Below are 14,722 nucleotides of genomic sequence, written 5' to 3'. Positions count from 1 at the left end.
GCTGCCCGTCTGGTTACGGTTCGGTGGATGAAAACAGATTTCCTTTTTGACCGGCGCCGCCTGCTGCAAGCCGCCGCCGCGTGGGGCACGGCTGCAACCACCGGAGCAGCGGGCCTGGCGCAGGCTGCGTCGCCGTCGCGCGACCTGTCGGGCGTCACGCTGCGCGTAGGCACCTACAAGGGCCTCTGGCGGCCGCTGCTCACCGCTTCGGGCCAGGCCGACACGCCCTACAAGATCGACTGGCGCGAGCTCAACAACGGCGTGCTGCACATCGAGGCCATCAACGGCGACGCACTCGACCTGGGCTCGGGCAGCGAGATTCCACCGGTGTTCGCGGCGCGGCAGAAGTCCAGCGTGAAGCTGGTGGCCGTGACGCACGAAGACCTGAACAACCAGGCCACGCTGGCGCGCAAGGATGCACCCATCCGAAGCATTGCCGACTTCAAGGGTAAGCGCGTGGGCTACGTGCGCGCCACCACTTCGCACTACTACCTCGCCAGGCAACTGGCCGAAGCGGGCCTGTCGTTCAGCGATATCCAGGCCGTGAGCCTCACGCCGTCGGACGGCCTCTCGGCCTTCGCGCGCGGCGATCTCGATGCCTGGGCCATCTATGGCTACAACGGCCAGTTGGCGCGCACGCAGTACGGCGCGCGGGTCATCAAGACCGGCGTGGGGTATCTCTCGGGCAACTTCCCCATCTACGCCAATCCGCGCGCGCTCGACGATGCATTGCGCCGTGCCGCGCTGGGCGACCTGCTGCAGCGACTGCAACGCTCGTTCGCGTGGATCAACGGCAACTTCCTGGCCTACGCCCGCGCGCAGTCGGCCGAAACGCGCGTGCCCGTGGGCGACATCGTCGAGCTCTTCAACCGCCGCAGCGGTGAGTACAGCCTCGGCCCCGTCAGCGATGCGGTCGTGCGCAGCCACCAGGACGTGGCCGACACCTTCCTGAAGATCGGCGTGCTCGACGGCCCCGCCGACGTCAAACCGCTGTGGGACCGCAGCTTCGAGAGCGTGCTGCGCCTGCCCGCCGCCTGACATCCACTTTCTATTCACGAGGACAAGAACCATGAGCCAGCAACATCAAGACGGCGTCGAATTCATCGGCATGATCCAGGGCCAGAAGGTCTCGGAGATCCACGCAGCCAAGGGACCGTCGATCGACCGCGACTACGTGCGCGCCTTCGCGCAGGCCCACGAGAAGGCCGGCTTCGACCGCGTGCTGGTGCCGCACCACTCGACCAGCCCCGACGCCACGCTCACCGTGGCGTACGCCGCCTCGGTCACCGAGCGCATCCACTTCATGCTCGCGCACCGCCCCGGCTTCGTCGCGCCCACGCTGGCCGCGCGGCAGTTCGCCTCGCTCGACCAGTTCAGCGGCGGCCGGCTCGGCGTGCACTACATCTCGGGCGGCTCCGACGAGGAACAGCGCCGCGACGGCGACTGGCTCGATCACGACCAGCGCTACGCCCGCACCGACGAATACCTCGATGTGCTGCACAAGGTATGGACGGCCGAGAAGCCCTTCGATCACGAGGGCGTGCACTACCGCTTCCAGAACGCCTTCTCCGAAGTCAAACCGGTGCAGACGCGCAGCGGCAAGCCGCATGTGCCGGTGTATTTCGGCGGGGCTTCCGAGGCCGCGATTCCGGTCGCGGGCAAGTACGCCGACGTGTACGCGCTGTGGGGCGAGTCGCTCGACCAGGCGCGCGAGCTCACCACGCGCGTGCGCGCCGAGGCGGCGAAGCATGGGCGCGGCGTGCGCTTTTCGGTGTCGTTCCGTCCGATCCTGGCGGAGACCGAAGAGGCCGCGTGGGCGCGCGCCGAGAACATCCTGGCGGAGACCAAGCGCCTGCGCGTGGTGCAGGGCTACAACCGCGGCGGTCCGCAGCAGAGCGAAGGCGCGAAGCGTTTGCTGGCCGCGGCCGAGAAAGGCTCGCGGCTCGACAAGCGGCTATGGACCGCGGTGGCACAGGAGATCGGCGGCCGCTCGAACAGCACCGCGCTGGTCGGTACGCCCGAGCAGGTGGCTGATGCGCTGCTCGACTACTACGACCTGGGCGTGACGACCTTTTTGATCCGCGGCTTCGATCCGCTGGAGGATGCGCTGGACTATGGGCGCGAGCTGATTCCGCGCACGCGGGAGTTGGTGGCGCAACGGGCGGCTTCCGCCCGCAAGGCCGCCTGACCCCGTCTTTCTCCCTCCCCTTCCGGGGGAGGGCAGGGGTGGGGGCAAGCCTCGAACACTGTCGCGGCTTCGAAGCCGTCGAGCCCCCATCCCAACCTTCCCCCGGAGGGGAAGGAGCAAAAACCGAATACCTGGAGTGCCCATGAGTGCCGTTCTTTCCATCGACCGCCACGCGTCGCTGAAGCTCAACCCGAACCCGCAGCAGAAATACTGGTTCGACCCCATCCCTGCGCGCCCCACCGTCCAGGCCGAGCGCCGCCATCGGCAGGAGCGCCTGGCCGGCGCCTTCCGCCTGTTCGCACGCTTCGGCTTTGCGCAGGGCCTGGCCGGCCACATCACCGCGCGCGACCCCGAGCTGAGCGACCACTTCTGGGTCAACCCGCTCGGCGTTCATTTCTCGCGCATCAAGGTGTCCGACCTGCTGCTCGTCAATTCGAAGGGTGAGACCGTCATCGGCGACAGGCCGCTCAACAAGGCCGCCTTCGCCATCCACGCTGCGATCCACGAGCACAACCCGAAGATCATTGCGGCTGCCCACACGCATTCGACCTACGGCAAGGCCTGGTCCACGCTGGGCCGCAAGCTCGACACCCTGACGCAGGACAGCTGCGTGTTTCATGATGACGTGGCGCTGTTCGACGACTTCACCGGCATGGTGGTCGACACCAGCGAGGGCGAGCGCATCGCCTGGGCACTGGGCGACAGGAAGGGCGCGATCCTGAAGAACCACGGCATCCTGACGGCCGGCCCCACGGTGGAAGCCGCGGCGTGGTGGTACATCGCGCTCGACAACGCCTGCCACACGCAACTGCTGGCCGAAGCCGCCGGCAAGCCGCAGCCCATCGACGAAAAAACCGCGCGCCACACGCACAGCCAGATCGGCGGATCCGAAGGTGCGATCCATTCCTTCGACAGCCTCTACGAAGGCCTGCTCGAAGCCGAGCCCGAACTCCTGCTGTGACGATGGGCAATGCCATGAACTTCAGCACATCCATTGCCCACGGTTCCCGCCGCCGGTTTCTCGTCCAGGGCGCATCGGTTGCCGCCGCTGTCGCTCTGCCGGGAGCGGTTGCCGCACAGGGCCGTCCGGTGCTCAAGGCGGGCGACCAGAAGGGCGGCCTGCGCGCGCTGCTCGAAGCGGCGGGCGGGCTCGAAGGCCTCGGTTACGACATCCAGTGGTCGGAGTTCCCGGCCGCCGCGCCGCTGGCCGAAGCGCTCAATGCTGCCGCGGTCGATTCGGGCCCCATTGGCGATGCGCCGCTGATCTTCGCGCTGGCGGCGGGCACGCGTGTGAAGGCCATCGGCGCGAACCGCTCCGACTCCTACGGCACGGCCGTGCTGGTGCGGCCCGACTCGCCGCTGAAGACCGCCGCCGACCTCAAGGGCCGGAGCATTGCGACGAACCGCGGCTCCATCGGCCACTACGTCACGCTCAAGGCCATCACCTCGGCCGGCCTCAAGCCCGAGGACGTGAACATCCGGTTCCTCGCGCCCGCCGACGCCAAGCTTGCGCTCACGCAGGGCTCGGTCGACGCCTGGGCCACCTGGGAGCCGTACACGGCGTTGGCCGAGGTGAGCCACCACGCGCGCGTGCTCGTCAGCGGGCGCGGGTTGCTGCCGGGGCTCAGCTATCTTGCGGCCACCGACAGCGCCATCGCGGCCAAGCGGCCCGTGCTGCAGGACTTTATGCAGCGCGTGGTGAAGGCGCAGCTCTGGTCGTACCGCAACGTCGACGCGTACTCGGCAGCGCTGGCGGGCATCATCGGCATTCCGTCCGAGGCGGCGAAGCTGCAGTTCGAACGCCGCCAGCAGAAGTGGGTGGCCATCGACGCGCAGGTCATTGCCGACCAGCAGGGCACGGCGGACTTTTACCGGCAGGTCGGGCTTATCAAGCAGCCGCTCGATGTGAAGGGTACTTTTGACACGGGCTTTGGTGTGGCCGGTTGATCTCTTTTCAGGGCGCGAGCTTCGCTCCTCCTTTATTTCGCGAAAAAGGCCCCCGCATCGGCGTGATCGTTCAGAGCACTGGTTGATCGAGCGAAACAACGGCAGCGCTCGTTGTGCACAGGGCACCGGGTGCTCCCCGCAGCGAAATAAAGGAGGAGCGAAGCGGGGGACATTCGCGCAGGGGAGTACCCGGTGGCCTGTGCACGCACCCCGAAAAACCAAGATGAAAACGTAGCTGAGTCCAAGACTCGCATAGATACGTCCCCAGGGCGCGGGATGATGGTGGCTAGAGTCGTCGAATGACTACCGACACCCTCTACGCCATTCCCCCCGCGCCCGTTCATTCGCTGCCCATCCAGGGCGAACGCGCGCGCTTCCCGGTCAACCGCATCTTCTGCGTGGGCCGCAACTACTCCGAGCATGCCCGCGAGATGGGCCACAACCCCGACCGCGAACCGCCGTTCTTCTTCATGAAGCCGGCCAGCGCCATCGTGGCCGACGGCGGCGAGTTTGCATACCCGACGCTGTCGAACGACGTGCACCACGAGATCGAACTCGTGGTCGCGCTCAAGACCGGTGGGTCGAACATCGCCGCTGCGGACGCGCTGAGCCATGTGTATGGCTACGCCGTCGGCCTTGACATGACCCGCCGCGACCTGCAGGGCGAGGCCAAGAAAATGGGCCGCCCCTGGGACACCGGCAAGGCCTTCGACGGCTCGGCGCCCTGCGGCGAACTGGTGCCCGTGGCCAAGGCCGGCCACCCCGCGACGGGCGAGATCCGCCTCGAAGTCAACGGCACGCAGCGCCAGGTCGGCGACCTTGCCGACATGATCTGGAACGTGGCCGACACCATCGCCTACCTGTCGACACTGTTCACGCTGCAGCCCGGCGACCTGATCTTCACGGGCACCCCGGCCGGTGTCGCGGCCGTGCAGCGGGGCGACCGCATGCGCGGCACGGTAGCGGGCGTGGGCGCGCTGGAAGTCGCGGTCGTCTGAGCTTGACGACGGCCTGCGCATCGAGCCGGGCCGGCCTCCCGGGCCGCGAGTTGGCGTACCCTCGCGGGCAGACGCCTGCCGACCCGCCTGTTTTCCGATGCGCACCTCTCCCTCCACGTCCGTCCGCACCTACGGCATGCACGAGCGTGCCGACCACCTCGACTTCGACATCCGCTTCCAGGGTGCGCGCAACGAGCTCACGCTGCCGCACCGGCACGCGTACTTCCAGATCCAGATCGGCATCGAAGGCAGCTCGCAGCAGGCCATCGGCGGCGAGGTGCGCCCCTTCGGCCCGCGCCACCTGAGCTTTGTGCTGCCGTACCGGGTGCACGTGATTCCGCATCCGCCCGACGCGCTGTACTGCATCGTCAATTTCGACCAGCGCTTCCTGTGGCCCGAGCTCGAGGTCGACGCGCTCGACCTCGACGACGTGTCGCTCGCGCGCTACCCCGACCTCGCGCCCTTCCTGTTCCAGGAGTACGTCGACTTCGCTTTCGACGAGGCCGACTTCGCCCGCGTGCGCGGCTGGCTCGACGAGTTGCACGCGCTGAACGCGGGCCGCAGCTTCGGTGCCAAGATCGCGATGCGCGGCATCGTGCAGCAGATCATTGCCCTGGCCTGCATGCGGCAGGAGCAGGCGCTGATGCGCCTTTCGCTGCAGCACAACGGCAAGACCTCGCAGCGGGACGCGCTGCAGCGCGTCGTGCGCTACGTGCGCGACAACCTCGACAAGCCACTGTCGCTGACCGATGCCGCGGCCGCCGCGTTTCTCTCGCCCAACTACCTTGCCAACCTGCTGCGCAAGGAAACCGATCGCACATTCACCGATCTCGTGACCGAGCGGCGCATCGAGCGGGCGAAAGAATTGCTGTCCTCCACCTCTCTGCTAGTGCGGGAGATTGCGCACCAGTGCGGGTTTGCGGACGAGGCCTATTTCAACCGGCGGTTCCGGCAGTGGGTGGGGAACACGCCGAGGAACTTTCGGCGTGAGCATGTGGTGAGTACGCGGGGGTGATTCGTGCCGGATGGATTGCGGGCGCCGGCGGCCACGCATGGAGTCGCACTCATGCCTTGCGCGACATTGCTTCCTGCAGCGCCTCTGCCGTTCCCCAGTGCCGCAGGAACTCGATCTCGTCGGCCTTGCTCAGCTTGCCTTGCGACCGATAGACGAGCGCTGTCATCACCGCGCCTGTTTGAACCGGCTTGTCTTCCGGTTCGCCAATGCCCGAGTCGCTTTGCCATTCCTTCGGGAATGCCGGCCATGAGCAGGTGATCTGGCTCATCATGTGAAAGCTGGTCTCCATGAAGCCCGGCTTTTGCTCCAGCCTGTACTGGCGAGCATCGGGCTGGCCGCAATAGGTGGTGTAGTCCGGGTGCAGGTAGCGGGCGATGCCCTTGTAGGTGGAAGATGCGTCGGCGGGAAGGTGATCGACCGTGGGGCCGACCTCCATGTACTGGCGGATGTACTCCCATAGATACGCTGCTTCTTGCGTGCCCGAAAGGCCCGGGCCGACGAAGATGCAGTCTTCTCCTTTTGCGGTCGGATCGGCCGGGTCGACGGGCGGGTGGTAGAGCGCGAGCATGGCAATGCTTTGTTTGTCCCAACGATTGGTGCTTTGCGGATCAAGGAGGGCGATGAGTCGCCCCCATTCCAGTACAACATTGCCGCCGCAATAGTCGGGGCGCAGTACATACACTTTGCGAGTCAGTCGGTTGAAGCGGATGCGGCCCCTTGCATAAGAGAAAAAGCATGATCGCATTCCCATTCGATAGAGCCACATGTAGATCAAAAAGGAGCTGCCTATCGCCAGCGGAAAAAGCACTATCCAACCCATTAGCAAGAACGGCCAATCTCTTGGCTGATAGTCGACTACAGGAAAGAAGAAAATGATCTTTCCAAACAGCACCGGGTGAACCGCGAAACCATACCAGCACCAGATAACTAAAAGCGCTGGCAAGATAACAAAGAGATTGCCGATGCCGGCACGCCATTGCAGATCCCACCCGGGATTGCACAGTTCCAGGTACGTGTCGTTCTGGGCATAGGCAGTCCGACTCGGCATCTCGACGCCTCGTGCCCCGGAGCGGTTGATCGACCAGTGCTTCTGGCCTTCCAGATTGATGTGGGTGCGGCTTTTTTCAGGGGAGCGACGCCACGTCAGCCGGTAGCCATTTTCTCGAACGAACATGAACTATTAGGTCGGTTGTGGTTTTGCCTGCAAAACCGAAGCCTTGCGTACATCCGAGGACGCTCGGCTACTGGTCGTCGGACTCAAGCTTTTCGTGCCATAGCTTCTCGTGCCGCCTCTGCTGTTCCCCAGTGCCGCAAGAACTCGATCTCGTCGGCCTCGCTCAGCTTGCCTTGCGCCCGATAGACGAGCGCCGTCATCACCGCACCCGTTTGCACCGGCTTGTCTTCCGGCTCGCCAATGCCCGAGTCGCTTTGCCATTCCTTTGGAAATGCCGGCCAGGAACAGGTGACCTGGCTGAGCATGTGATAAGCGGTTTCCATCACCCCCGGGCGTTGCTCCAGCTTGTACTGACTGGAACTGGGCTTGCCGCAGTAGGTCGTGTGCTCTTGCCCTATCCGCTCAGGAATGCCCTCCTGGCCAGGACCGTATTCCATAAACCGACGGATGTACTCCCACAGCGGAACCGCCTCCTGTTGCATGGGCAGTGTGGGGCCAACGAAGATGGCGTCTTCGCCCTTGGCATGTGGGTCGTCAGCATCGAGCGGCGGGTGATAGAGGATGAGCGAGTAGTACGCGGCCTTGCCAGGCGCTCCATTCTTTCTGGCGAGCAGGTCATAGCCGTCCATGTCGACGATGGCACGCAGGCGATCCCAGTCGAATACGGCATTGCCACCGCAGCCTCGTGGTCGAAGAAGGTAGACCTTGCGCGTCACCCGGTTGAAGCGAATGCGGCCTCGCGCGTAGGTGAAGAAGCAGGTGCCTACTCCCATGATGTCGAACCACAGCCAGAGCAGGACGCTGCAGCCGAGGGATAAAGGGAAAAGCAGCAGCCAGCCGAACCACAGGTCGGCTGATGTAGCTGCGTTTTCGCTCGCTCCCCAAAAAAGTAGTACATGGTCAAAAACAACTGGGTGGAGTGCGAACCCGTAAAACCCCCAGAAAATCAATAGGCACGGAAACAGAACGAAGACTGTTCCGATGCCTGCTTTCCACTGCCGCTCCCACCCTGAGTTGCACAACTCCAAGTAGGTTTCGTTCTGCGCGTAGAGGCATCGTTCCGGCAGCACTGCTTCACTGAACTTGATACGTTCGACGGGCTTCAATAGTCTCTTGCTGCCGTCGGCTTGCACACACCTACGACCTTCCGCGACAGAGCGCTTGCGCGCTCGCTGATAGACATGTTCGTTTGGGAACATTCTGAATTTCCTAGTGCGCTGGCTGCAATTCAGCTTGCACGTTGGCGAACTTTTGCAGCGTTTCTTGCAGATTGGTGTGAATCGGCATTTTCTTCTTGTTCAGTGGGCAATCTGTCAGCCAGTTGATCCACTCGTCTTCCTTGAGAAGGGAAATTGCAATGACAGAAGCGACGACCAACACGGCACCAATCAGACCAAGCATTGCGCCAAGACTCGCTGCCGTAAGCCCCATGATTGAGATATCAAAGGCAACAACGGCGGTGCTTGCAATAGTGAATGCGGTGCCCATGACACTCGCAATCTGCGCATTTCTTAGTCCTCCCTGTCCCCGTTGGTCAGAAATCCGTGCATCAACGCCGTCAAACCAAACAGAAATCAGCGCCGCAGGCAGCAAGAACTTGAACGCCGTTTTCTGCAGATTCCTGAGTTGCGTGCGATTCAACGTGTCCAGCCCGATCTCCAGCACCTTTTCCTTGTACACGTTGATCCCTCTGATGCCCTTGAAGATCGTCTCTTCATACGCCTTGGCACGCCAGTCTGCGATTGAGCCGATGCTTTGCAAGACATTGCCTGCCATTTCCACCGCGGTGCGTCCGTCAGGGTTGACGATGAGTTGCCCGCCCTTCAACAAGCTGGTGCCGAAGTCAAAAACACCGCCCAGCATCGCGGCCCGTGAGCGAGGCGCCGCTCCTATCACTCGAGCCATCGCCGCTTCACCGGCCTTGCCCTTCTGAGCCGTGGATAGCTTGGTCAGCTTCTCCGCCCGCCCGAGCATCTGCGCCCGCCTCACGTCATTCGCGCGCAATTGCAAGCGCTCGGCTTCTTTCTCTACCGTGCGCCCCAGTGTGCTGATGCCGGTCAATGCCATGTAGCGGACCAACTGCGCTTCCTTGCGGGACACAGGCAATGCGGCGAGGCCCGCGACCATTTTGATGCTCATCAGCGTCATCACATGCGCGGGCCAGGCCAGCTTGCGCAGCTTGCCGCTTTCGCCGATGGCGGGAAACGTTTCCATGAATGCAAGAGCCTTGTCGCCAAGGCCGACGCGCCCCGCGAGCAGTTTGAGCTTGACTGCCAGATTATCCAGAAGTTGAACGCTGGGATCGGGTGCCGGCAGTGCTGCCGCTTGCCCGGCCTGTCCTTCTGCTTCCACTGTTTGCCGAAGCGACGCCAGGTGCGCCAGATTGTTGAAGCACAGCGTGCGTGACAAGGTGTTGTCACTCCAGAGGTCCAGTTGCTCCAGCCACTTGCGGCCCCAGTCATTGCTTTCAGTGCCCGCCAGACACTGGGCAAGCTGAAGGCTCAGGTTCGCTCCACCACCAGGTCGATCGACGCGCGCTTCCTTGTCGCTGTAGCGCCCCATGACCTTGAAGAGGCATGAGCTAGTCAGCCAGCGGCCCTGATCCTCTCCGAGCTTGGAGCGCAAGGCCTGGGCCTTGTCACGCACAGTCTTGTGAACGGTATCGACAAAGCTCGTGGCTGTCGCTTCATCGAACAGCCGCGTGAAATGCGCGTCTATCTTTTGAGTGACGACCGCCTCCTGCTGCGCTCTGTTGCGCTCCCTGTTGGCATTGCGTGCAGCCAGTTCTACGGCGCGCGCCTGCGGATCATTTGGCAACGGTGCATGGAAGCCCTTGGATTCCTCATAGCCGGCGCTGATCGTCTGGAAAGCGCCTTTCCTGGCAAGGCCTCGGAGGCTCTTGGCGCTCACCGCCGTTTGAAGAACCCACTCATTGGTCACGCCCTTGGCAAATCCGCTGGCTTGTTCGATCTGCCAATGGCTGTATGGGGCATGGGCCTCCGATTGCAAGTGTCCAAGCTCCTGTGCAATGCCTACGGCATCCTCGCACGCCACCACCGCTCCCTTGTGAACTTGCAGAAACTCGGCCATCTTCCTCAGCCGCTTGCCATGGGCGTTGTCATAGGTCGGGCCGGTGCGTTTTCGGGTGTCATAGGACACGTCGTCGGTTCCGGTGAAGTCGCCCATGGCCGTCACCCCCGGTGTTCGGACTTCCACCTGCTCTTCATAGTCGCCCCAGCCCCGCTCTTGCGCATTGCTGCCCATCAGTCCGTACATCTGCGGCTCGCAGGCATCACGAACCGCCTCGCTACTCAACGCGCTGAACTCCACCACCTGCCCATTGAGCTGCCCGGGCTGCAGCGTGTCCTTCTGGCTCGTGCCCCCACCCGCCCAGCCCGCCACGTCGAAGCCTTGCATGTACGTGCCCAGGTTCGGCTCGATCTCTTTCTTCAAGTGTTCGTAGTCGATCGGGTCCGGGTGGAACATGTAGTCGAGCTTGGTGACGTTCTTTGCATCGGGCACCCACACCATTGAGCTGTTGGCCCCGCGAAACTCCATTTCGCACGCCGGGTGAGACTCGGCCGCCTGCGGCAACGTCACCGGAAACTCGCCCAGGTAGCCGTGCGGATGCACGATGTAGCCCTGCCATTCGGGGGGGACGCCCTTGCGCTCGATGCGCACGTAAAGATAGCCCGCGCGCAGCATGCGCACGGTGTACAGCGCCGTCTGCATCGAGACGCCTCCGGGTCTGGCTTGCAACTGGCCCATGGGTTGCAGCGGCTTGAGGGCGTTCATGCCTTTGGTTTGCGCGCTGTAGGCCGCCGCGTAGCGGACAAAGAGTATGGGCAGGCCTTTGCGGTCGCAGTTCTTGCAAGGTGTGGCGCAGGGCATCGGGGCTTTCTTTCTTTTCTTATCTCGCAGAAACGACGTCGGCGTATGCGGTGCCAAAACGCAGGTCCGGCTGGCGGCGCAACGCGTCCAGGATCCGGGCGAGCAGGGCGGCTTCGCTTGGCGACTGCCAGAAGGCCTCGCGGTTCGCCCCTTGGGTCGGATGTGCACGCCAGGTGAGGTCGACGAAATCTTCCAGGTTGTCGTCGCTCAGGCCGAGGCTCTGGCCTTGGGCCAGCAGGCGGCTCATTGCGGCGCCGTCGGGTTGCCGGTCGACGGGCACATCGTTGCCGGCAAGGCGCGCCCAGACGCGATGGCCCGCCGGCGCGGAATGCGCAGCCTGCCATTGGGGCAGGTCGAAACCCAGGCGGCCGACTGATGGCGACGACAGCGTTTCGGCGTCGCCGTCGGGCCTGGCGGATGCCTGGAACCACTCGGGCTCGCGAGAGGTGGCCAGGACGTCCTGCTGCACCAAGTCGGTCGAGGACCACGGCCCCCACGGCTGCTCCAGCGTCCACCAGCGCCGCACGGGGCCGAGCCATTGTTGCCGCTGCGCTTCGGACAGCACGGGCCATGCACGCTGCAGCACGCGCGGGTCCTGATAGCGCAAGAGGCGCGCGCTGCCATCGGCGGGCGACAGCTGATCGCCCAGCACCGCCCAATGATCGGCAATGGCCACGGCGATAAATTCGCTGAAGAGGACGCCGCACAGGGGTTGCCGCATCTGGCGCTGTTCGGACTGCACCCAGGCTTGCGCGAGCCATCCGGGCAGATCGTTGGCGACCAGGCGTGCGAGCGCAGGGTGCGGGGACGAATCGGCCCAATGCTCCGGCAACTGCAGCAGGCAGGGCGCATCCTCTTCGCGGTGCTTGAAGTGGCGGTCGGGCACGGCCACACGTTCCTCGGCCATGGCGGGGTAGTGTTCTTCGAGGGCGCCGGTCAATGCCCCGGCGTGCCAGTTCTCGAGCACGAGATAGGCGCGCAAGGGGCGCCCTCCGGCAGCGTCGAGCACTCGAGCCGCTGCGTTGAAGGCCGATCGCAGTTGCCGGACCAGCGCAACGCAGCGTGGGTCCGAAGGTGTGTTGTCGGGAAGCGTCATCGGGTCAACGTGCCAAGGAGCCCGCGCCTTCGTTGGCCGCGCCGTTTTCCCTGAGCTTGCAGTCCGATTCGCTGTGCGGCTTGACCGGCAGGCTCTTCGGCCCGACCAGGCTGTGCGTTGCCGCATGCTCGCGCCACTGGCCGTTGGTGCCGTGCTCGATGCCCGACGCGTTCCAGCGCGTATAGCTCGAGCCGCCGTTGATCAGCACTTCGTCCCTGGCGGTGATCGTGACGCGGTTGGCCTCCAGCTTGATGTTCATCTTGGCCAGCACGTTGATGCTGGCCTTCAGCGCCGTGATGTCGATGTCGGAACTGCCGGCCGTGAGTTTCATGCCCGCCTTGTGGGCGAACAGGCGCACGGCCTCCTTCGCACTGACCAGCAGGCTCTTGCCGGCGCTGATGCTGGCGTGCGCGCCGCTGGTGAGGGCTGTGTGCTCGCCGCTCACGATGTGCGTGCTGCCGGCGGCCGTGGCCTGGATGCCCGCGGGGCTGGCCAGCGTCAGGTGCGGCGCCTGGAACTCCGGGAACATGCCGTGGGCCGGGTCTCCGCCCTGGCCCCTGATGTCGTCGTTCTGTTCCTTGAGCGCCTTGGTCACCGCATCCTGGTCGCCGCTGTCGTGCGCCTTGGCTTCCTGCGCCGCCTCGCTCAGGCCCTCGTGCAGATCGCGCGCCTGGGTGAGCCTTGCGGTGGTTTCGCGCATGTCCGTGATGTGGGCCTGGGCGTTGGGCCGCACCTCGGTGCTCAGCAGCAGGCCTTTCGCGGCGCGCACCGCGCCGTGCCCGTCGGTGCGCAGCTCGAAACCCTGGCCCCGGTCGTCCTTGCGGCCTGCCACGTCCTCGATGCGCGCGATATGGCCGAGACCCAGGCTCGAGCTTTGATGGTCGCTCTTGAGCTGGGCCTGGACCTTGCCGCTCGAATCATCGAGTGCGAGATGGTTGCTGCGGCCGCCGCCCAGTTCCCGGCTGCGGATGCCCGAAAGGTGCTTCTGGTCGGGCAGCTGCCAGGCCGGCATCTCGTCGGCGTTGTGCACACGGCCGGTGACGATCGGGCAGTCCGGATCGCCATTGAGGAAGTCGACGATCACCTCCTGCCCGATGCGCGGCAGCGCGGCCATGCCGAAGTCCGAACCGGCCCAGGCTGTGGACACGCGCACCCAGCAGCTGGAATGCTCGTTGTGCTGGCCCAGGCGGTCCCAGTGGAACTGCACCTTGATGCGGCCGTATCGGTCGGTCCAGATTTCTTCGCCGGCCGGCCCCACCACGACGGCGGTCTGCGGGCCTTGCGTGCGTGGCTTGGGCGTGCTGCGTCGCGGCCGCCAGGCATGGCTGGTGGGCTGGGCCTCGAAGGCGAAGCGCTGGATGGAGCCTTCCGACGCATTCGCGCCTTCGCTGGCTTGCAGGTTTTCCTGCAGTTCGTAGGCCACGCTGATCAGCAGGTGCTCCCTGTTCTGATCCTCCCGCGGATGGTGCGTGAGCGTGAAGGTGTGGCCCGGGGCCAGGTCGCGCCGGTTGGAACGGCCCCTGGCCCGGCTGCGTTCGCTCAGCTGTTCTTCGTTGCGGATGCGCGCGTAGTCCTCGCCGTCGCCGTGCTGAATGAAACCACCGGGCCACTCGTACTGCTCGTAATGGTCGTGGTCATGGCCGGGCGGCGTTTGCCGTTGGCTCGCCAGCTCGGCTCTCGGCTTTTCGAAGTCGTAGTCGTCGGTGTAGTGGTGGCCGGAGCGAATCTCTTCGGCCTGCTCCCATGCATGAATGCGCTCGCTGGGCTCCAGGCCTCCCGTCATGCCCGAGTTTTCGTGGGGGTGGTAGCGCACCGTCTCGCCGCCAGGCAAGGGGCCGTGTGAGCAGGCGATGTCGTCGGCAAAGACCAGGATGTGCTGCTCGGCCTCGTGCCGGAAGTAGTAGTAGATGCCTTCGTGCTCGCACAGGCGCGAGACAAAGTCGAAGTCGCTCTCGTGGTACTGCACGCAGTAGTTCCAGGTGCGGTAGCTGCGGCTGAGCTTCTGCTCGAGCGGATGGCCGTAGCGCCCGAGCACCGCGGCAAGGATGTCCGGAACGGTCTGATCCTCGAAGATGCGGAAGTCGCTTCGGCGCGTGGCGAGCCACATCCATGGACGCAGCCGCATCCTGTAGAACGACTGCCGGGCGTCTTCGTGCGAAAGGCCGAAGCGGGTGACCAGGCCCGCGAGGTAGCGCACGCCGCCGCTCTCGGTCTGCACGGCAACGGTGGCCGCCTTGCCCAGCAGGGCCTTGGGGTCGATGGCGTTGCTGTTGCCCAGCAGGTCGATATCGAAGGCATAGGCCTGGCTGAGCGCCTCACGCCCGACCAGGCGGTGGAATTGCAGCGCTGTGCCCAAGGGCGTCTGGATCGTGACGCGGCGCTTCACGGATGGCGTCCCCACGGGATCGGCAAG

At 64.7% G+C, this 14,722-nt stretch carries 11 protein-coding genes; 6 read left to right on the top strand and 5 right to left on the bottom strand.

The features are described 5' to 3' along the window. Positions 1 to 27: 27 nt before the first annotated feature. The 6 genes from ASC92_RS21420 (at position 28) to ASC92_RS21395 (ending at position 6,148) form a co-directional block, all read left to right on the top strand. Positions 28 to 1,038, top strand: a complete 1,011-nt coding sequence (locus ASC92_RS21420) for an ABC transporter substrate-binding protein (protein WP_056519623.1) — start codon at positions 28 to 30, stop codon at positions 1,036 to 1,038. Positions 1,039 to 1,069: 31 nt separating this feature from the next. Beyond that, positions 1,070 to 2,188, top strand: coding sequence for an LLM class flavin-dependent oxidoreductase (locus ASC92_RS21415; protein ID WP_056519620.1), 1,119 nt, complete (start codon positions 1,070 to 1,072; stop codon positions 2,186 to 2,188). A 142-nt stretch (positions 2,189 to 2,330) separates the two neighbouring features. After that, the gene (locus ASC92_RS21410; RefSeq protein WP_056519616.1) at positions 2,331 to 3,149 is read left to right on the top strand and encodes a class II aldolase/adducin family protein; all 819 of its coding nucleotides are present in this window, start codon (positions 2,331 to 2,333) and stop codon (positions 3,147 to 3,149) included. Between the two features lie 14 nt (positions 3,150 to 3,163). Next, complete coding sequence (locus ASC92_RS21405; RefSeq protein ID WP_056519925.1) at positions 3,164 to 4,135, top strand: ABC transporter substrate-binding protein; 972 nt, start codon at positions 3,164 to 3,166, stop codon at positions 4,133 to 4,135. 299 nt (positions 4,136 to 4,434) lie between these two features. Next, positions 4,435 to 5,133: a fumarylacetoacetate hydrolase family protein gene (locus ASC92_RS21400; RefSeq protein WP_056519613.1), complete on the top strand. Its 699-nt coding sequence runs from the start codon at positions 4,435 to 4,437 to the stop codon at positions 5,131 to 5,133. Between the two features lie 97 nt (positions 5,134 to 5,230). Next, positions 5,231 to 6,148, top strand: a complete 918-nt coding sequence (locus ASC92_RS21395; RefSeq protein ID WP_082519666.1) for a helix-turn-helix transcriptional regulator — start codon at positions 5,231 to 5,233, stop codon at positions 6,146 to 6,148. Positions 6,149 to 6,197: 49 nt separating this feature from the next. Here ASC92_RS21395 and ASC92_RS21390 read toward each other — a convergent pair whose 3' ends face one another. From ASC92_RS21390 to ASC92_RS21370, 5 genes are all read right to left on the bottom strand, one after another. Then, the gene (locus ASC92_RS21390; protein ID WP_056519611.1) at positions 6,198 to 7,322 is read right to left on the bottom strand and encodes a hypothetical protein; all 1,125 of its coding nucleotides are present in this window, start codon (positions 7,320 to 7,322) and stop codon (positions 6,198 to 6,200) included. Positions 7,323 to 7,405: 83 nt separating this feature from the next. Next, positions 7,406 to 8,521 carry a DUF6708 domain-containing protein gene (locus tag ASC92_RS21385; RefSeq protein WP_056519608.1) on the bottom strand — a complete coding sequence of 372 codons (1,116 nt, stop codon included), beginning with the start codon at positions 8,519 to 8,521 and terminating at the stop codon, positions 7,406 to 7,408. A 10-nt stretch (positions 8,522 to 8,531) separates the two neighbouring features. Next, positions 8,532 to 11,213: a T6SS effector BTH_I2691 family protein gene (locus tag ASC92_RS21380; RefSeq protein ID WP_056519605.1), complete on the bottom strand. Its 2,682-nt coding sequence runs from the start codon at positions 11,211 to 11,213 to the stop codon at positions 8,532 to 8,534. A 19-nt stretch (positions 11,214 to 11,232) separates the two neighbouring features. After that, positions 11,233 to 12,195 (bottom strand): DUF4123 domain-containing protein, encoded by a 963-nt coding sequence (locus ASC92_RS21375; RefSeq protein ID WP_056519602.1) that lies wholly within the window; start codon positions 12,193 to 12,195, stop codon positions 11,233 to 11,235. Between the two features lie 118 nt (positions 12,196 to 12,313). Next, positions 12,314 to 14,695 (bottom strand): type VI secretion system Vgr family protein, encoded by a 2,382-nt coding sequence (locus ASC92_RS21370; protein WP_056519599.1) that lies wholly within the window; start codon positions 14,693 to 14,695, stop codon positions 12,314 to 12,316. Positions 14,696 to 14,722: the final 27 nt, after the last annotated feature.

Origin of the sequence: Variovorax sp. Root411 (assembly GCF_001425205.1) — a bacterium.
Classification (GTDB): Bacteria; Pseudomonadota; Gammaproteobacteria; order Burkholderiales; family Burkholderiaceae_C; genus Variovorax.
Note: the sequence above shows the minus strand (reverse complement) of the source record. Positions and strands in the feature narration are given on the sequence as shown.

Bases quoted from the DNA above. Each gene is read 5' to 3' on its own strand.
- ASC92_RS21420 (WP_056519623.1), top strand. From the start codon at position 28: ATGAAAACAGATTTCCTTTTTGACCGGCGCCGCCTGCTGCAAGCCGCC.
- ASC92_RS21415 (WP_056519620.1), top strand. From the start codon at position 1,070: ATGAGCCAGCAACATCAAGACGGCGTCGAATTCATCGGCATGATCCAG.
- ASC92_RS21410 (WP_056519616.1), top strand. From the start codon at position 2,331: ATGAGTGCCGTTCTTTCCATCGACCGCCACGCGTCGCTGAAGCTCAAC.
- ASC92_RS21405 (WP_056519925.1), top strand. From the start codon at position 3,164: ATGAACTTCAGCACATCCATTGCCCACGGTTCCCGCCGCCGGTTTCTC.
- ASC92_RS21400 (WP_056519613.1), top strand. From the start codon at position 4,435: ATGACTACCGACACCCTCTACGCCATTCCCCCCGCGCCCGTTCATTCG.
- ASC92_RS21395 (WP_082519666.1), top strand. From the start codon at position 5,231: ATGCGCACCTCTCCCTCCACGTCCGTCCGCACCTACGGCATGCACGAG.
- ASC92_RS21390 (WP_056519611.1), bottom strand. From the start codon at position 7,322: ATGTTCGTTCGAGAAAATGGCTACCGGCTGACGTGGCGTCGCTCCCCT.
- ASC92_RS21385 (WP_056519608.1), bottom strand. From the start codon at position 8,521: ATGTTCCCAAACGAACATGTCTATCAGCGAGCGCGCAAGCGCTCTGTC.
- ASC92_RS21380 (WP_056519605.1), bottom strand. From the start codon at position 11,213: ATGCCCTGCGCCACACCTTGCAAGAACTGCGACCGCAAAGGCCTGCCC.